This window comes from Prosthecobacter debontii, assembly GCF_900167535.1.
GTDB lineage: Bacteria > Verrucomicrobiota > Verrucomicrobiia > Verrucomicrobiales > Verrucomicrobiaceae > Prosthecobacter > Prosthecobacter debontii.
On record NZ_FUYE01000014.1, the window covers coordinates 111,750 to 126,797 of the forward strand.

12 protein-coding genes and 1 tRNA gene are annotated in these 15,048 nt (G+C 58.6%); 10 read left to right on the forward strand and 3 right to left on the reverse strand.

Going from position 1 to position 15,048, the window contains the following annotated elements; genetic code table 11:
• Positions 1-142: 142 nt before the first annotated feature.
• Positions 143-1,540, forward strand: a complete 1,398-nt coding sequence (gene nuoF, locus B5D61_RS18505; RefSeq protein WP_078814914.1) for an NADH-quinone oxidoreductase subunit NuoF — start codon at positions 143-145, stop codon at positions 1,538-1,540.
• A gap of 222 nt (positions 1,541-1,762) precedes the next feature.
• On the forward strand, positions 1,763-2,773 hold the full coding sequence (locus B5D61_RS18510; RefSeq protein WP_078814960.1) for a potassium channel family protein: 1,011 nt from the start codon (positions 1,763-1,765) through the stop codon (positions 2,771-2,773).
• A 37-nt stretch (positions 2,774-2,810) separates the two neighbouring features.
• On the opposite strand, the gene B5D61_RS18515 is transcribed toward B5D61_RS18510, so the two are convergent.
• Both B5D61_RS18515 and B5D61_RS18520 read right to left on the reverse strand, forming a co-directional pair.
• Positions 2,811-3,902, reverse strand: coding sequence for an inorganic phosphate transporter (locus B5D61_RS18515; protein ID WP_245846564.1), 1,092 nt, complete (start codon positions 3,900-3,902; stop codon positions 2,811-2,813).
• Between the two features lie 22 nt (positions 3,903-3,924).
• Positions 3,925-4,554, reverse strand: a complete 630-nt coding sequence (locus B5D61_RS18520; RefSeq protein ID WP_078814915.1) for a DUF47 domain-containing protein — start codon at positions 4,552-4,554, stop codon at positions 3,925-3,927.
• Positions 4,555-4,915: 361 nt separating this feature from the next.
• On the opposite strand from B5D61_RS18520, the gene B5D61_RS18525 reads away from it, so the two are divergent.
• From B5D61_RS18525 to B5D61_RS18550, 6 genes are all read left to right on the forward strand, one after another.
• On the forward strand, positions 4,916-7,768 hold the full coding sequence (locus B5D61_RS18525) for a tetratricopeptide repeat protein (RefSeq protein ID WP_139373359.1): 2,853 nt from the start codon (positions 4,916-4,918) through the stop codon (positions 7,766-7,768).
• Positions 7,769-7,780: 12 nt separating this feature from the next.
• The gene (locus B5D61_RS18530) at positions 7,781-8,695 is read left to right on the forward strand and encodes a tetratricopeptide repeat protein (protein ID WP_078814917.1); all 915 of its coding nucleotides are present in this window, start codon (positions 7,781-7,783) and stop codon (positions 8,693-8,695) included.
• 65 nt (positions 8,696-8,760) lie between these two features.
• Positions 8,761-9,642: a MotA/TolQ/ExbB proton channel family protein gene (locus tag B5D61_RS18535; RefSeq protein ID WP_078814918.1), complete on the forward strand. Its 882-nt coding sequence runs from the start codon at positions 8,761-8,763 to the stop codon at positions 9,640-9,642.
• Positions 9,643-9,695: 53 nt separating this feature from the next.
• Positions 9,696-10,133: an ExbD/TolR family protein gene (locus tag B5D61_RS18540; RefSeq protein WP_078814919.1), complete on the forward strand. Its 438-nt coding sequence runs from the start codon at positions 9,696-9,698 to the stop codon at positions 10,131-10,133.
• A gap of 2 nt (positions 10,134-10,135) precedes the next feature.
• Positions 10,136-10,603 carry an ExbD/TolR family protein gene (locus tag B5D61_RS18545; RefSeq protein WP_078814920.1) on the forward strand — a complete coding sequence of 156 codons (468 nt, stop codon included), beginning with the start codon at positions 10,136-10,138 and terminating at the stop codon, positions 10,601-10,603.
• A gap of 69 nt (positions 10,604-10,672) precedes the next feature.
• Positions 10,673-12,559, forward strand: coding sequence for a prenyltransferase/squalene oxidase repeat-containing protein (locus B5D61_RS18550; RefSeq protein WP_078814921.1), 1,887 nt, complete (start codon positions 10,673-10,675; stop codon positions 12,557-12,559).
• A 29-nt stretch (positions 12,560-12,588) separates the two neighbouring features.
• Here the strand turns inward: B5D61_RS18550 and B5D61_RS18555 are convergent, their stop codons facing one another.
• On the reverse strand, positions 12,589-13,044 hold the full coding sequence (locus B5D61_RS18555; RefSeq protein WP_078814922.1) for a Jag family protein: 456 nt from the start codon (positions 13,042-13,044) through the stop codon (positions 12,589-12,591).
• 301 nt (positions 13,045-13,345) lie between these two features.
• Here B5D61_RS18555 and B5D61_RS18560 point away from each other — a divergent pair, with 301 nt between their 5' ends.
• The gene (locus B5D61_RS18560) at positions 13,346-14,746 is read left to right on the forward strand and encodes an AI-2E family transporter (RefSeq protein ID WP_139373360.1); all 1,401 of its coding nucleotides are present in this window, start codon (positions 13,346-13,348) and stop codon (positions 14,744-14,746) included.
• Between the two features lie 97 nt (positions 14,747-14,843).
• Positions 14,844-14,919 (forward strand) — tRNA-Phe (locus B5D61_RS18565).
• The last annotated feature ends 129 nt before the right edge of the window (positions 14,920-15,048 follow it).

The following is a 15,048-nucleotide window of genomic DNA, read 5'->3' on the forward strand; positions in this document are numbered from 1 at the left end:
TCTCGACCTTCTCCAGACCGCTGGCTGCTAGGAGCGAGAAACAGGGCCGTTCGGTCATGTGAGCTGCCGCCCTGAGGGTCCGGCTTGTGAAATTTTTCACAAACCTGCTTGCCGCCCTTCGCCGGAGTCGGATACTGGCGCTATGGCAGCAGTCCAGTATCTCCCCGGCAAAGAGCCTCACGCGCGTGAGAAACGCCTCATCTTCAAGAACATCGACCGAGTCGGTTATGACCCGTCCATCGAGTGTTACCTGAATGACGGCGGTTACGAGCAGCTCAAGGTGGCGCTAACGATGGAGAAGACGGCCATCATCAATGAGGTGAAGGCCGCAGGATTGCGGGGCCGTGGCGGCGCAGGCTTCCCCACCGGCGTGAAGTGGGGTTTCATCCCACCCACGAACACCAAGCCCGTTTACCTCATCTGCAATGCCGATGAATCCGAGCCCGGCACCTTCAAGGACCGCTACATTCTGCATCAGGACCCCCATCAGCTCGTCGAAGGCATGGCCATCGCTTGCTTCGCCGTGGGGGCAAAGCTGGCCTACATTTACATCCGCGAGGAGTTCCCCTACGCGGCCAAGATCGTCGAAAAAGCCATCGCCGAAGCTCGTGCCAAGGGTTTCTTGGGCCAAAACATCCTGGGCAGCGGTTTCGACTGCGAGATCTACGTGCACCGCGGTGCCGGGGCCTACATCTGCGGTGAAGAGACCGGCCTGATCGAGTCTCTGGAAGGCAAGCGCCCCTACCCACGCATCAAGCCTCCGTATTTCCCAGCGGCCCTCGGCCTCTACATGTGCCCTACCATCGTGAACAACGTGGAGTCTCTCTGCCATGTGAAGCACATCATCCAGATGAGCGGTGCGGAGTATGCGAAACTGGGCACGCCGAACAACACTGGCACCCGTATCCTCTGCGTGAGTGGCGACGTGCAAAAGCCCGGCTACTACGAGGTAGAAGTGGGCAAGGTGACCATGGGTGAAGTGATCAACGACCTCTGCGGCGGTCTCAAACCCGGTCGCAAGCTCAAGGCCATCATCCCTGGCGGCTCCTCCGCCAAGGTCCTGCGTGCCGATGAGAAATTCAAACTCAAGGACGGTCGTGAGCTGACCATCATGGATATCCCGATGGACTTCGACACCATGGCCGCCTGCGGCTCCATGGCCGGCTCCGGCGGTGTGATCATCATGGATGACACCCGCAGCATGACCTGGGTCATCAACAACCTGAACAACTTCTACGCCCACGAATCCTGTGGCCAGTGCACCCCCTGCCGCGAAGGCAGCCTGTGGATGAAGAAGCTGAGTGACCGTATCGTCTCCGGCAATGGTAGCCCGGATGATGTGGACACCCTGGAGAGCGTGGCCAACCAGATCGAAGGCAAGACCATCTGCGCCTTCGGCGAAGCCTGCTCCTGGCCGACCCAGAGCTTCATCAAGAAATTCCGCGATGAACTCAAGAGCGACTGCAAACCCGATCTGGCCAACAAGATCGTCTCTGAAGAAGGCATCCTCGCCGCCGCCGGTCTGCCCGTGAAAGCCTGAGGCCGTTCGCGGCTTCAGTTCAAAGTTTCCGCCTCCGGGCTCAGGGGTCTGAGTTCGGAGCCCCGCCTGTAGGCAGAATCAGTGAGCTTCGATTCTCCCTAGACCTTCCGGCTGAAGCCGGGGCTCCGAACGCTGCCTGCGGGGAGCCGACACCCATAAAGTCATTTCCATGAAGGCGCTGGCATGGCTCCGGCTGGTAAGAGGGCACGCTACGCCCCGACCATGCGCCCCCGTTTCAGCCGGCCACTGACCCATCTGATTTACGCGATCCTTTTTGAGGCGGCGGTGATGGTGGTCTTTTCCATCGGTTACCGGGTGGCCGGGTGGTCGTGGGGAGATGCCATCTACATGGTGGTGATCACAGACTTCAGTGTCGGATTTGGGGAGGTGAGGCCGATCACGGAGCCTTGGCTGCGGGTCTGGACCATGGCCCTCATCGTCTTGGGCTGCACGGGCACCATCTTCATCACCGGTTCACTCGTACAGTGGCTGACGGAGGCTCAAATCCACCGCGCATTGGGAGGAAAACGTATGGAAAACGAAATCGAAAAACTCACCGGGCACGTCATCATCTGCGGGTATGGCCGCATCGGCCGCATGATCGCCAGTCAGCTTGAGAGCGGTGGCACCCCGTTTGTCATTGTGGACCAATCGGCCGAGAGGGTGGCTGAGGCTCGGGAGTCCGGTTGGCTGACGCTCTCTGGAGAGGCCACAGATGAAGAGGTGCTGAGAATGGCCGGGGTGGCACGTGCCAAGGTCCTGGCGACGGTGCTGCCCAACGACGCGGCCAATGTTTTCATCACTCTCAGTGCCCGGAATATGAATCCGCAGATCCAGATCATCGCCCGAGGGGAGGTACCGTCCACGGAGCGCAAGCTCCTCCAGGCCGGCGCCAATCGAGTGGTGCTACCGGCTCACATTGGGGCGGATCGGATCGCCCACCTCATTCTACATCCCAATGCGCGGGAGCTCCTGGGCGGGAAAACCAAGTCGAGCCTCGACTTTGAGCATCACCTCACCGAGCTGGGGCTGGACATGGAGGAGATCGAAATCGGCCCGAACTCCCCCTGGCTGCATCGGCGGGTGGAGGACCTGGAGGCGGAGGCCGCAGGCCGACTCATGGCGCTGGCCATCCTGCGTAAGGAGGGCGGGACCGATATGAACCCCAATCCCACCGCCATGCTCATGCCTGGGGATGCCCTCGTGGTCATGCGGCGCAGTGGCCGTGGCTAATGAGCGAAACCCACATCCCCTAAAGAGGGCGAAAATCTCAGCCAACGAAGCGGTAGATGACGCGATAGATCACGTAGGAAAGCAGGGCCGTGACCGGGATCGTCATGACCCAGGCCCAGACGATGCGCTCCACGAGACTCCAGCGGATGGAGTTCCAGCGCTTCGCCGCACCGACACCCATGATCGAGGTGGTGATGACGTGGGTGGTGGAGACGGGCATGCCCATGTGGCCGGTGGCATACAGGATCGCGGCGGCAGTCGTTTCAGCAGCAAAGCCGTGCACAGGTTTCATCTTCACCATCTTGTGACCGAGGGTCTTGATGATGCGCCAGCCTCCCGCCCAGGTGCCAGCCGCCATGACCAGTGCGCAGGTGATTTTCACCCAGGTGGCGACCTCAAACGTGGGCGTGCGCAGGAAGCTCAGGAAGCCTGGCGCACTGTCCAGCGTGCCCGCCGAGGTGGCGGTGAAAAGCGTGAGCGCGATCACGCCCATGGTCTTCTGGGCATCGGCGAGACCGTGACTGAAGCCCATGCCGGCAGCCGAGACGATTTGCAGCTTCGCAAACAGGGAATTGATGAGGCGCGGACGCCAGTTTCGGATCAACCAAAACAAGAAGCCCATGACGATGAAACCGACAATGAAGCCGAGAATAGGAGAGGTGATCATGGGGATCACCACCTTGTGGAAAAGACCGTCCATGGTGACGGCACCCGTCTTGGCATCTACCTTAGCTTTGGACCAGATAAGCACATGCCAGTTACCGTGAGCCGAGGCCAGGGTGGCTCCGCAGAGACCACCGATGAGGGCATGGCTGCTGCTGCTGGGCAGGCCAAAATACCAAGTCACGAGGTTCCAGATGATGCCACCCAACATCGCACACAGGATGGTGGTGGTGGTCACATGAGCGACATCCACGAGGCCTGAGCCGATGGTCTTGGCCACGGCGGTGCCGGAAAAAGCACCGATAAGATTGGCCATGGCGGCCAGCGCCAGGGCTTGACGTGGAGTCAGCACCTTGGTGGAAACCACGGTGGCGATGGCGTTGGCGGTATCGTGAAAGCCGTTGATGTATTCAAAGGCGAGCACCACCAGCAGCACCACGAGGAGCAAGAGCAGGGCGGAAGTCATGCAGAGCGGGCTGGACTGGAGATCAGGAGTTCTTCAGCACGATGTGGGAGACCACGTTCCCGGCATCACGGCAGCGGTCATAGACCTTTTCCATGAGTTCGTAGAGGTCCTTTAGCATGATGATCTGGATCGGGTCACGCTCCCCGGCGTAGAGGGCTTGCAGCAGGTCCAGCATCAGCTTGTCCGCTTCACCTTCGATGTGCTGCAGCTTCGCATTGTAGTCCTTCACCTTCTCCAGATGCAGCTTCTTGCGCAGTTCCTTAACGATGGTGACCACCGTCGTGGTGGCGTCGCGCATCATGGTGAGTTGGCGGCTGAAGTCCACATCACTGAGGCGGGTGCCGGCGATGATCACACGTTCGGCGATCTTCTCGACCGTCTTGGGGATCTTATAGAGCACGTTGGAGAGTGCCTCGATGTCTTCACGCTCCAGCTCCGTCACAAAAGTGCGGCAGAGTTCCTCATTGATCTGCTCGGTGATTTTCTTGTCCTTCCGGCGGGTGAGGATGAGTTCATCCATCTTCCGCTCTGCCGCAGGCTGAGAAATCAACTTCTCCAGCGCTTGCACGCTGTGCAGTGCTTCTTCAGCACTGGCTTCCAGCAGGTCAAAGAAAATGTCGTTTTTACCAAAAAGCTTCTGCAGTGAGATCATGGGCGGGGGCGGGCCGCTACGGGAGCGGATGCCACAGACGGAACAGAGCATGACGAAAGTGTCAAATCTGTAACATAACTCAAAAGCCTCTAAGAACGGAAAAAGCCATACGTTAAGTGCCTCAGCATCAAGCTTAAAGATGCACAACGCGGACAACAAAAAGAGTGTCAAAGGATCAAGAACAGTCGTGACAAAAAATCAGCAACTGAGTATTTCTTGTCACTTTTCCGTTAAAAATGACTCGTTTGTGCCCAACCACCAAACGTCAGGAGACAGGGATATTCACCCGAGGAACCACGGCTGAACAGGGTTTGGCATTGCTCCCGAGGAACGGGCTGTGATTTACTTTTTCGTGTCCATCATGCGAAGCTACGTTTTCCGTCTTCTTTTGCTCACCGCCCTGTGCCAGCAGGTTTCGGGCCAGACACCCCCTCCTGCTCCAGCGGCACCCGGCAGCCTCAATATCCAGCAGGAGACGGAGGCGCTGATGGCGGATGCCCTGCAATTTTTCCAGCAGGCCAAATACGCCGATGCGTTGAAGAAAATCGATCAGGTCAAAACCAACCTGAATAACAAACCCTTCGCGCAGGTGCTGTTTGTCGAGGGCGCATCCTACTTCAATCTCAACGAGTATGACAAAGCCATCCTGGCCCTCGAGGAGTATGTGAAAAACTTCCCCGATGGCGAATACCTGGGCGTGGTGCAGATGGCCCTGGGCCGCAGCTACATCAATAAAGGTGATACGAACAAGGGGGTCTCCGTCCTCAAAGACCTGGCGGCTCGCTCCCCCGACATGAAAGCGGAGGCCGGACTCTTCATCGCCGAGGCGCTGAAAAAGGAAACCAAGTTGGATGAAGCGCTGACCGTGTTGAACTCCGTGCTGGAGGGCGGCATCCGCAGCAGTGAGGCCATCCAGGCGGCCATGATGGCGGCGGATCTCTATGTGGCGAAGGGTGAGCTGGATCAGGCCAGTGCGCTCATGGAAAAGGTGAAAGGCTTTGCCACCGGGGGCGACAACGTGGCGCAGATGAACAACATCTACCTCAAGCTCGGGGATCAGATGCTGGAGAAAAAGAGCTTCCGCGAGGCCCTGGGTGCCTATCAGCTCGTGCGCCGGAAAAACGAGATCACCCGCCTGCAGAAAGAGGTGATTGGGAAAATCGAACAAAGCCTGAAAACTCCAGGCCGGGGCCCCATCCGCGGCACGAAAGAAGAACTGGAGGGAAAGCTGCAAACCAACAAGGCTCTCCTGGCCGAGATCGAAGGCCGAGCCGACTACGATGCCTCTCTGTATTATCGGTTAGGCCGTTGCTACTTTGAGATGGGCCGACTCTGGGAGTCACTGCTGGCCTTCGAAGTGATCGTTCGGGACTTCAAGGAATTCCCGCAGCGGGATCGCTGCCTGTTCGGCATGATCATCGCGAATGCCCAACTCAAGCGGGTGCGCACGGCCCGTAAGCTCTGCGAGCGCTACATCAGCGACTTTCCAGAGGGCAGCGAGCTTGGCACCGTCTCCGAGATGTATGGCATGCTGGCTTATGAAAACGGCCAGCTTCAGGAGGCTGCGGATGCTTTCCAGAAAGCCGAGAGCTTTCCTCAGGCCGATAAGGAGCGGCTGCGCTTTCTGCGCGGCAACGTGCTCTTTGAGATGCAGCGTTTTGACAAAGCGCGCGAGACCTTCGAGCAACTGGTCAAGGAGTTCCCCGAGTCCGCCTACAAAGACGATGCGCTCTACCGCGTCGCGTTGATCTACTTCTATCAAAATGACTCCGTCAGCACCAACAAGGCGCTGAAGAACTACATCGAGCAAAACCCGAAAGGCCAATACGTGGTGGATGCACGCTACCGGCTGGCCTTCATCAAGTTCCAGGCGCGGGATGTGGACGGCTCCATGAAGGATCTGCAGGAGATCATCAAGGATGCACCCAATGATCAAAACATCGGTCAAGTGCATGCCCTGCTGGGAGATGCCTACAATCAAAAGGGCGAGTATGACAAAGCGCTGGAGCACTTCGCCCTCGGCGTGGATAAAGCCAAGTCCGAAGACGTGCTCAGCTACGCCCTCGATCAAGCCACAGACCTGTATGCCGGCACCGGTCGGTGGAAGGAACTCGGGGACATGTGGCAGAAGTATCTCACCACGCACAAGGACAACGAAGACCAGGAACTGAAAGCCGTGCTGTGGATCTCACGAGCCCGCGTGAAAGAGAACAAAGTGGAGGAGGCCAAGCAACTGCTGGCCGAGGCCATCCGTCCGAAGATCCCCAATGCGACGAACCAACAGGTGGAAGGCCTGATTCAGCAGCTCGTCACCCTCAGTGCACCGAAACGCCGCCGTCCTGTGCCCACGACTGCCAGCAAGGATGCACCCGCGCCTGCCCCTGCAGCCGAGGTCACCTCCGCTCAGCTGGAAAAGGATCTGGAAACCCTGATCACGCCTCCAGAAGCTGCCATGAATGGCACGGCCCAGATGCGCATCCTGTTTGCCAAAGCCTGGCTGGCCAAGGTGATGCGCGAGCCTGTCAAAGCGGAGAAACTTTTCACCGTGATCATTGAGGTGGCCAAGCCCGAAGACCTCAGCCCCATGCTGCTCTCCACGGTGGGGGACAATGCACGGCAGAAGGGTGATCTGGAAAAGGCTGCCGCCTGCTACACCCGCCTGAACGAATTTTACAAAGACACCGAGTATGCCGATGGAGCCGCTGTGGGCCTGGCCGAGATCGCCTATGCCAAGGGCGAGTATGAAAAGGCGCTGGAACTCTTCACAGCCGCCATTGAGGAATACGCCGCCAGCTCCCGCCTCCAGGATGCCACGCTGGGTAAGGCCAAGAGCCTGTTCAAACTCAAGAAGTATGCCGATGCCAAGAAGCTCTACGAGCAGATCCTGAACACCAAAGAATGGCGTGGTGAAGCCCATGCCACCGCGCTTTTCATGCAGGGCGAGATCGAGTTCGCTAACCAAAAGTGGGGTGAAGCCATTCCGTTCTATCAGCGTGTGTTCATCGCCCATCAGAAATGGAAACCCATCATGGCCCAGGCTTACCTGCAATGCGCCCGCGCTTTCCTGAAGCTCAATCGCCCGGCAGAGCCGCCAGAACGTAAATATGAGGATCGTGAGGCCGCCAAACTCCTGCTGATCGAAATGACCAAGCGCCAGGACCTAAAAGACCTGCCTGAGATGCAGCAGGCACAGCAAGAACTCACCAAACTGTAACCGCCGTCCTTCATGAACTCTCGCTCCACTTCCTTCATGCGGCCCCGGTTAGGCACCCTGCGTCTGGCGCTGGCCATCGTCAGCTTCGCCGCCATGGCTTTCGGTCAGGCCATCGTGCTGAAAGACGGCACCCGCGTGCCTGAAAATGAATTCAAGCTCGATGGCGATAAGATCCTGCGCACCCTCAACATCGGCGGCAATACCGCCACCACCGTGCTGCCCTGGCAGAACGTGGCCTATCTGGAATGGCCCGAGCCGGCGGAACTGCTGGAAGCCAAGGATCTGATGGCTCAGGCCAAGTTCGATGAAGCGGTGGCCCTATTGAAGAAGTCGCTCGATTTCTTCCAGAAGTTCGAAAAGATCGAGGGAAACTGGTATCAGCCCATCTTCTTTGCCTATGTCGAAACCTTGAGCCAGGCGGGAAAATTCGAAGAGACCATCAAGCTCTTGCCGCAGCTCCGTGCCCTGCCTCTCACTGACGCGCAGAAGATGACGCTGCGCATCATCCAGCTCGATATCGACCGCCAGACCTCCACGGAATACACCTCCATCCTGGCTGAGGCCGAGGGCATCCTGAAGGACACCGATGACTCCGCTGTCGGCGCGGCCATCTGGATGATCATCGCCGACATTCATGCCAAAAAGAAGGAGTGGGAAAAGGCGCTCATGGCCTACCTGCGCATCCCCGTCTTCTTTGGCACCCAGATGCAGCGCGTGCCGGAGGCCGAGCTGAAGGCAGGCCAGATGCTGGTGAAGATGAAACGCTATGAGGATGCCCACGCCATCTTCACCCGCCTCGTGGAGGGCTACAAAGGCTCCGCCATCTCCGAAGCCGCCACCAAGGAAAGCGCGGCCATCAACGGCATGAAAAACGAACCCGAGCCGGAAACCGATGCCGCGCCCGATGCGCCTGCCAAGCAAAGCTGACTGACTTTCTCCCCCACTGCCACCCTCCCTTTCATTCACGAATCCCAACCATCCCAGCCCCGTCCATGACCCTCCGTTCTCTGTCCTCCGTGACTCGTCCCCTCACCCGCCTCCTGGCCCGTTTCAGCGCCTGTGCTTTTCTCCTCGGCGGCAGCCTGCTCATCGTCGCCCCTGTGCATGCTCAGGAGGAGGAGGCCGCGGCGGAGGGAGATGCCAAAGCCCCGACAGGCCATGAGAAAACCCTGATGGATCAGTTCCATGAAGGCGGCTGGGTCATGTATCCCATCACCGCCTGCTCCGTCGCCCTGATTTGGTTGATCACTGATCTGTGGTCCCGCACCAATATCCGCCGCATGGCTCCGGGAGAGCATGTCACTCAGGTGCAGGATCTCTTCCGCGCGGGTGACTACGTGGGCGCTTACCAGTTCTGCAAAAATAACAACTCCGCCTTCTGTGATGTCTCGCGTGTCGCCCTCAGCTTCGTAGGAGATGGTGAAGAAGCGGTGGAAGCGGCCCTGTTCACGGAACTGAATAAGGTGAACTCCATCATCCAAACCCGCATCAACTACCTCTCCGTCATCGGGGTCTGCACCCCGATGATCGGCCTCACTGGCACAGTGACCGGGATGATGAATGCCTTCGAAACCCTCGGCACCAGTGGCGTGGGTGACCCCTCGAAGCTCTCCGCCGCCATCGGTGAGGTGCTCGTGGCCACCGCTTCCGGCCTGTTCATCGCCGTGCCTGCCTTCATGTTCTTCTACTTCCTGCGCAATCGACTCCAGGGCTCCATGCATCAGCTGCAGGAGGTCGTCGGGGCTCTTTTCCGCAAGATGCCTTATGCGCACCTGAAGGATGCCCACGTGGGTGAAGAAGAGTTTTACGCCGCCATCCCGAACTGGGTGGCCGGTGCCGGTGAGCCCGCTGTGGCTGTCGCAGTGGCCGGCTAAACCCGTCCGGACGAACCTAACCAACTATTAATCAACCTCAAACTGACACGCTTATGGCTGGAGGAGGCGGAGGTGGAGATGGAGAACCGGAGTTTCAAATCGCTCCGATGATCGACGTGCTGCTGGTGCTGCTCATTTTCTTCATGAGCATCACCTCAGCTCAAGTCCTGCGCATCGATCAGGACATTCGTCTGCCCGTGGCGGCAGATGCCAAGAAAAAGGATGATAAGAACGCCATGTTCGAGGCATCCATCAATGTCAGTTGGATCGCCGCCCGGCAAGAGGCCAAGATTAAGCTGGATACCCAGGAGCTACCCAACGAAGAGATCGTCAAGGTGCTCACGGAGCGGAAGAATAACAACCCCACTTACCGCGTGATCATTCGAGCAGATCGGGATGTGCTGGCGGTGGAAATCCAAAAGGTCATGGCCCTCATCGCCCAGGCGGGCATCGACGACATTTCCTTTTCAACCCTCAACCAGGACTCCTGAGCATGGCGCACAAAAAGAAACATCGCACGCTGGACACGGAGCAGGTCAACATGGGCTTTCAGATCGCCCCCATGATCGACGTGGTCTTCGTCATCATGCTGTTCTTCATGGTCATGGCCGGAGCCGTGAAGGTGGAGCGGGAATTGAAGACTCAGCTCCCCGGCCTGGGCACCCCTGCACTGGCGGATGAAAACACACCACCGGATGAGATTCTCGTCACCGTGGAGGAGACGGGCATCGTCACACTCAATGAGGAAGAGTTCGATACGCCCACGGATAAAGCGCTCCCGAACTTCACCGCCACCCTGCTGCGCCTCAAGCAAGAGGCGGATCACCGCAATGCCAAAGTCATGGTGACGATCCAGGCCGAGGAACAGGCTCGCTACGAGCGCGTGATCGACGTTCTCAACTCCATGGCCAAAGCCAAGATCGCCAACGTGACCTTCACCGTCGGCGGCGACGATTTCTAAGCCGTTCATGAACCGCCGCTAAACCGGACCCAGCCCTTTTCGTTTCAACATCCAAACCCATCGTTTGTTATGTCCGACCATCCATCATCTCCGCAGGGCGATGAGTCCTCTCCTCCAGTGCCGCCTAAGATCACCGGCACCCAAAAGCTGGGACCACCGCCGAGCTATGGGCCAGGGCATCTCGGATACCCGGGAGCGGCCCCGACGAATTCTCTGGGTTATCCGGTGCAGAATGAGCTGGGCTATCCCATCCAGCCGGGGATCCCTGGGTATCCAGCGGCTCCCCAAGCATCCTCCGCTGAGCCCGTGAATGCGGCTCTTCCGGTGGACGAGGAACTGACGGTGGACGCCGTGGCTGGAGAGGTCTTCCATCCTCCTGCCTTGACCCACTTTGAGACGAAGCGGCGCAATCCGCTCATCGAAGCTTGGCGTAAAGTGGGCGGGGGATCACTCACCCTCAGCGTCATCATCCACGTCGGCATTTTGCTCGTCGGCGGCGTGATTGTGATCACCCAGCAGCAGGCGGAAAAGCAGGTGGACTTCCTCCCTGGCGGAGGCACTCAAAAAGGCGCACTGGCCTCGGCGGAGATGCAGCACAAGGTGCAGCAGAAAAAGCGCACCTCGCTGAATAAAACCATGCCGATGAAGAAGATCGTCAGCACCAATGCCAACTCTGAGATCACCCTTCCCGATGCACCGCCAGATCTGCTGGACGTGCCGGATGTGAGTTCCGCGCTCGGCAGTGGCAGTCTCGGTGCCCCCGGCTTCAGCAAATCGAGCGTGAATCTCACCTTTGGCTCCGGCAAGAGCATGAGCAGCATGGCCAGCTTCGTCACCCTGCCTCCCTCCATGAAGCAGCGCTGTGCCACCTCTGAGCGCTTGGAAAAACTGCGTCAGAATGGCGGCAATGCCGAATGTGAACGTGCCGTCTCAGCCTCGCTCGAATGGCTGAAGAGCCAGCAGCATAAAGACGGCTACTGGGGCCAGGCAGGAGGCAAACGAGATCGCGCTGCCATGACTGGTCTAGCCCTGCTCTGCTACCTCGGCCGCTGTGAGACGCCTGACTCGCCTTTCTATGGTGATAACGTCATGGACGCCATCATGTTCCTCGTGGAGCTGTCCAAAAAGAACCCCTACGGGGCCATCACCGAAGACTTCAAAAGCAACCACGGGGCCTATGAGCATGGCATCGCCACCTATGCCCTGGGGGAAATGTATACCCTGGCCCGACTGGGCAGCAAGCAGCTCCCCGGCATGCGCGAGGCATTTGAGAAAGGCGTGAAGCTGATCATCGAGACCCAAAACAAGGCCGATGCCAAGAATGCCGAAGGCTCCTGGGACTATTACACCAAGAACCTCGCTGAAGGCAAAAAGACCTCGAATCGCGAAGACCTCTCCGTGGCGGGCTGGCAGTATCAGGCCCTCAAAGCGGCCAAATACACCGGCTTGAAAATCGATGGTCTCTCCTCCGCCATCAATCGCACCTGCGACTACATCGAGCGCCTGCAGACCAAGGATGGCGGCTATGGGAAACCGGGACGCGACATGCACTACAACCAATGGAGCCTCACCGGCGTAGGCACCCTCGGACTCCAGACCCTGGGCAAGGGCCGCACGGCCTCCATCAAAAAAGGCATTCGTTTCCTGCGCGACTTCCTCACGGAGGAGCCGCTGGACTGGGAAAAGAACTGCAACCTCTACTGCTGGTATTATTACACCCAGACCTTCTTCCAAGCCGGTGGCGAGGACTGGAAGTTTTACAACGAGCAATTCCTTCCGCAGATCTTGGCCGCGCAGCAGCCCGATGGCAGCTTTAAGAAAGGCCGCCCCAACTGGCCCATCGGCGATGCCGCTGACCCCGTTTACCGTCAGGTGCTGTGCACCCTCATGCTGGAGGTCTATTACCGCTATCTGAAGGTGGGAGATCGTGAAGAAGAGAGCTTCTTTGACCGATAACCTGGAGGCGAATAGACCGCTCGGGCCGTTTACCCACGTCGCTTGAGCTGGATGCGTTTAAACCGTGCATCCCCCTCCTCCACGCTCACGCTCTGCACCTGAGGATCGTTCACAAACACGTTGTGGATGAGACGCCGATAGTAGCTGTTCATGGGGTCCAGCATCTGCGCCTGACCCGTGGCCCGCACGCGCTCGCCCATCTCCCGGGCCTGCTCCACCATCTTATCCTCCCGCATGGAGCGGAAATACTCGATATCTACACGGATGCGCGGTGCCTGGGGCACGTGCCGCTGCAGGATGCGGTTCACCAGATACTGGATGTCCTCCATCGTCGCCCCGCGCCGCCCGATCAGCAGTTGGGAATCCTCCGTGTGGATCTGTAGCGTCGGCCCCTCCGGACCCTCCAGTTCATCAATCGTCACCGTAAAGCCGAGGTAACCCAGCATGGTATCCACAATCTGGCGGGCATGGGAGAGAGGAGTCATGGCGCTGAGGAGTGAAAATCCGTGAACACCCCCATCTTACGCAGCGAATGGGAAATGCCAAACGCCGAACGCTGAATGACGAAAAATCAATAGGAGCACGGAGTGAATTCCGCGCTCCATCCACCTTTGCGTTTCCAATCAGCAACGCATTCCATGCCCCCAATCCAAGCCCACCTCACGGCTACAAGACTGAAGCAAAATTACACTCCTCGAACGGTGAAGCGTCGCTTTGATCGTTCTCAGCGCATCAAAAGCCTTCCATCTTTCGAATCCTCTGCAACAGTCCTACCGCTCTCGTTCCATGAAAAACTTTCCCACGGCCTTTCAGCGTAGCGCCCTATGGACCGCAGTCACTGCGCTCTCCATCACCGTCATCGGCGCACTTAGCATTGGCTTCATCTTCCTGGGCACCAAGGTCATTGGTTTTCTCCAACCCATCTTGACCCCTTTTGCCGTGGCGGGGGTCTTGGCTTACCTCCTCGATCCCGGCGTCGCTTGGCTGGAGAGACGTGGCCTGCGTCGCCAGCCCGCTGTGTTGATCATCTTTGCCGCCTTCAGCATCGCCCTGTTCGGCATCGGGTGGTGGGTCGTGCCTAAGCTGGGGGAGCAGACCTCTTCCTTTGCGAAAAAGGTGCCCGGTTACACGGTCAAAGCGCGCACGGCAGCGCTGGACTTCGCCGCCCGGATCGAGCGTGACTATGGCATCACTCTCATTCCGCATAGCACCCCCACGACTTCCTCGGAACCAAGCCCATCTTCCGACGTCACGCCCGAGCTTCCGACATCCAATCCAGCTCCAGCCCAGCCTGTCTTGGAAGTGCCTTCGGGCGGTATCGCTCCCACCATTGCCCCCCCCGAGGAGGCAGCGGTTGAGACTCGCCCTTTACTCACCTCTCCCGCTGAAACGGACTCCCCCATTACCGCTATGGATGTGGATTTTCAGGCCCTGCTCTCTGGAGACTGGGTCAAGACCGCGCTTCCCTCGCTGCTGACGAACTCGTGGAACTTCCTCAAATCCACCTTCGGCGGTTTCCTCGGCATCTTCGGCTTCCTGCTCTCCTTCATCATCGTTCCGCTTTATCTCTATTATTTCCTGATCGAGAGCGCACGCATCAAGGCCACTTGGTCCGACTATCTCCCACTGCGGGCCAGCGCCTTTAAAGACGAAGTCGTGTCCTGTCTCAACGAGATCAATCGCTACCTCATCGCCTTCTTCCGCGGACAGCTCTTCGTCAGCGTCATCAATGGCATCGCCACCGGAGCGGGGCTCATGATCATCGGCCTGGATTTCGGCCTGCTCATTGGCTTGGCCCTCTGTGTGGCGGGCATCATTCCCTATCTGGGCATCGCGCTATGCTGGATTCCTGCCGTGATCATCGGCGCCGTGCAAGGCGGCAGTGCCCTGATCCCCGCCGATCCCTGGTGGGCCATGCCGCTGGCCGTCTCGGTCATCTTCATCATCGTTCAGCAGATCGATGGCTTTTTCATCACTCCCCGAGTGGTGGGTGAAGCCGTGGGACTGCACCCCATGACGGTCATTGCCAGTGTGTTGCTTTGGAGCCTTCTGCTTGGGGGTTTGCTCGGTGCCATCCTGGCCGTGCCCCTCACTGCCAGCATCAAGGTGCTTTTCCAACGTTACATCTGGCGCGCACGCTTCGCACCACAGACCGTGCGTGGAGCCCGAGAAGCCGCAGCGCAATGAGGCCGCATGACAAAACTTTTGCGTCAAAAGTAAAAAACTCGTTGCATGGACCGCTAGCCTTTGCCACTATCGCGGCCCGCCAAAAAAGCGCGGGAATGGCTCGGTAGCTCAGTCGGTAGAGCAGGGGATTGAAAATCCCCGTGTCGGCGGTTCGATTCCGTCCCGAGCCACCACTCTTTAAAGGGTGGGTTTTAAAGCGATAACGATCAAAAAATCGTATCCTGATTCACCCCGAGAGGCCCCTGGGAATGCTCCATTGGGAGGCATTGCACCCCTCACGTCAGATAAGCCTCGCCTTCCGT

Bases quoted from the DNA above. Each gene is read 5' to 3' on its own strand.
- B5D61_RS18560 (WP_139373360.1), top strand. From the start codon at position 13,346: ATGAAAAACTTTCCCACGGCCTTTCAGCGTAGCGCCCTATGGACCGCA.
- B5D61_RS18540 (WP_078814919.1), top strand. From the start codon at position 9,696: ATGGCTGGAGGAGGCGGAGGTGGAGATGGAGAACCGGAGTTTCAAATC.
- B5D61_RS18515 (WP_245846564.1), bottom strand. From the start codon at position 3,902: ATGACTTCCGCCCTGCTCTTGCTCCTCGTGGTGCTGCTGGTGGTGCTC.
- B5D61_RS18545 (WP_078814920.1), top strand. From the start codon at position 10,136: ATGGCGCACAAAAAGAAACATCGCACGCTGGACACGGAGCAGGTCAAC.
- B5D61_RS18525 (WP_139373359.1), top strand. From the start codon at position 4,916: ATGCGAAGCTACGTTTTCCGTCTTCTTTTGCTCACCGCCCTGTGCCAG.
- B5D61_RS18520 (WP_078814915.1), bottom strand. From the start codon at position 4,554: ATGATCTCACTGCAGAAGCTTTTTGGTAAAAACGACATTTTCTTTGAC.
- B5D61_RS18550 (WP_078814921.1), top strand. From the start codon at position 10,673: ATGTCCGACCATCCATCATCTCCGCAGGGCGATGAGTCCTCTCCTCCA.
- B5D61_RS18530 (WP_078814917.1), top strand. From the start codon at position 7,781: ATGAACTCTCGCTCCACTTCCTTCATGCGGCCCCGGTTAGGCACCCTG.
- B5D61_RS18510 (WP_078814960.1), top strand. From the start codon at position 1,763: ATGCGCCCCCGTTTCAGCCGGCCACTGACCCATCTGATTTACGCGATC.
- B5D61_RS18555 (WP_078814922.1), bottom strand. From the start codon at position 13,044: ATGACTCCTCTCTCCCATGCCCGCCAGATTGTGGATACCATGCTGGGT.
- nuoF (WP_078814914.1), top strand. From the start codon at position 143: ATGGCAGCAGTCCAGTATCTCCCCGGCAAAGAGCCTCACGCGCGTGAG.
- B5D61_RS18535 (WP_078814918.1), top strand. From the start codon at position 8,761: ATGACCCTCCGTTCTCTGTCCTCCGTGACTCGTCCCCTCACCCGCCTC.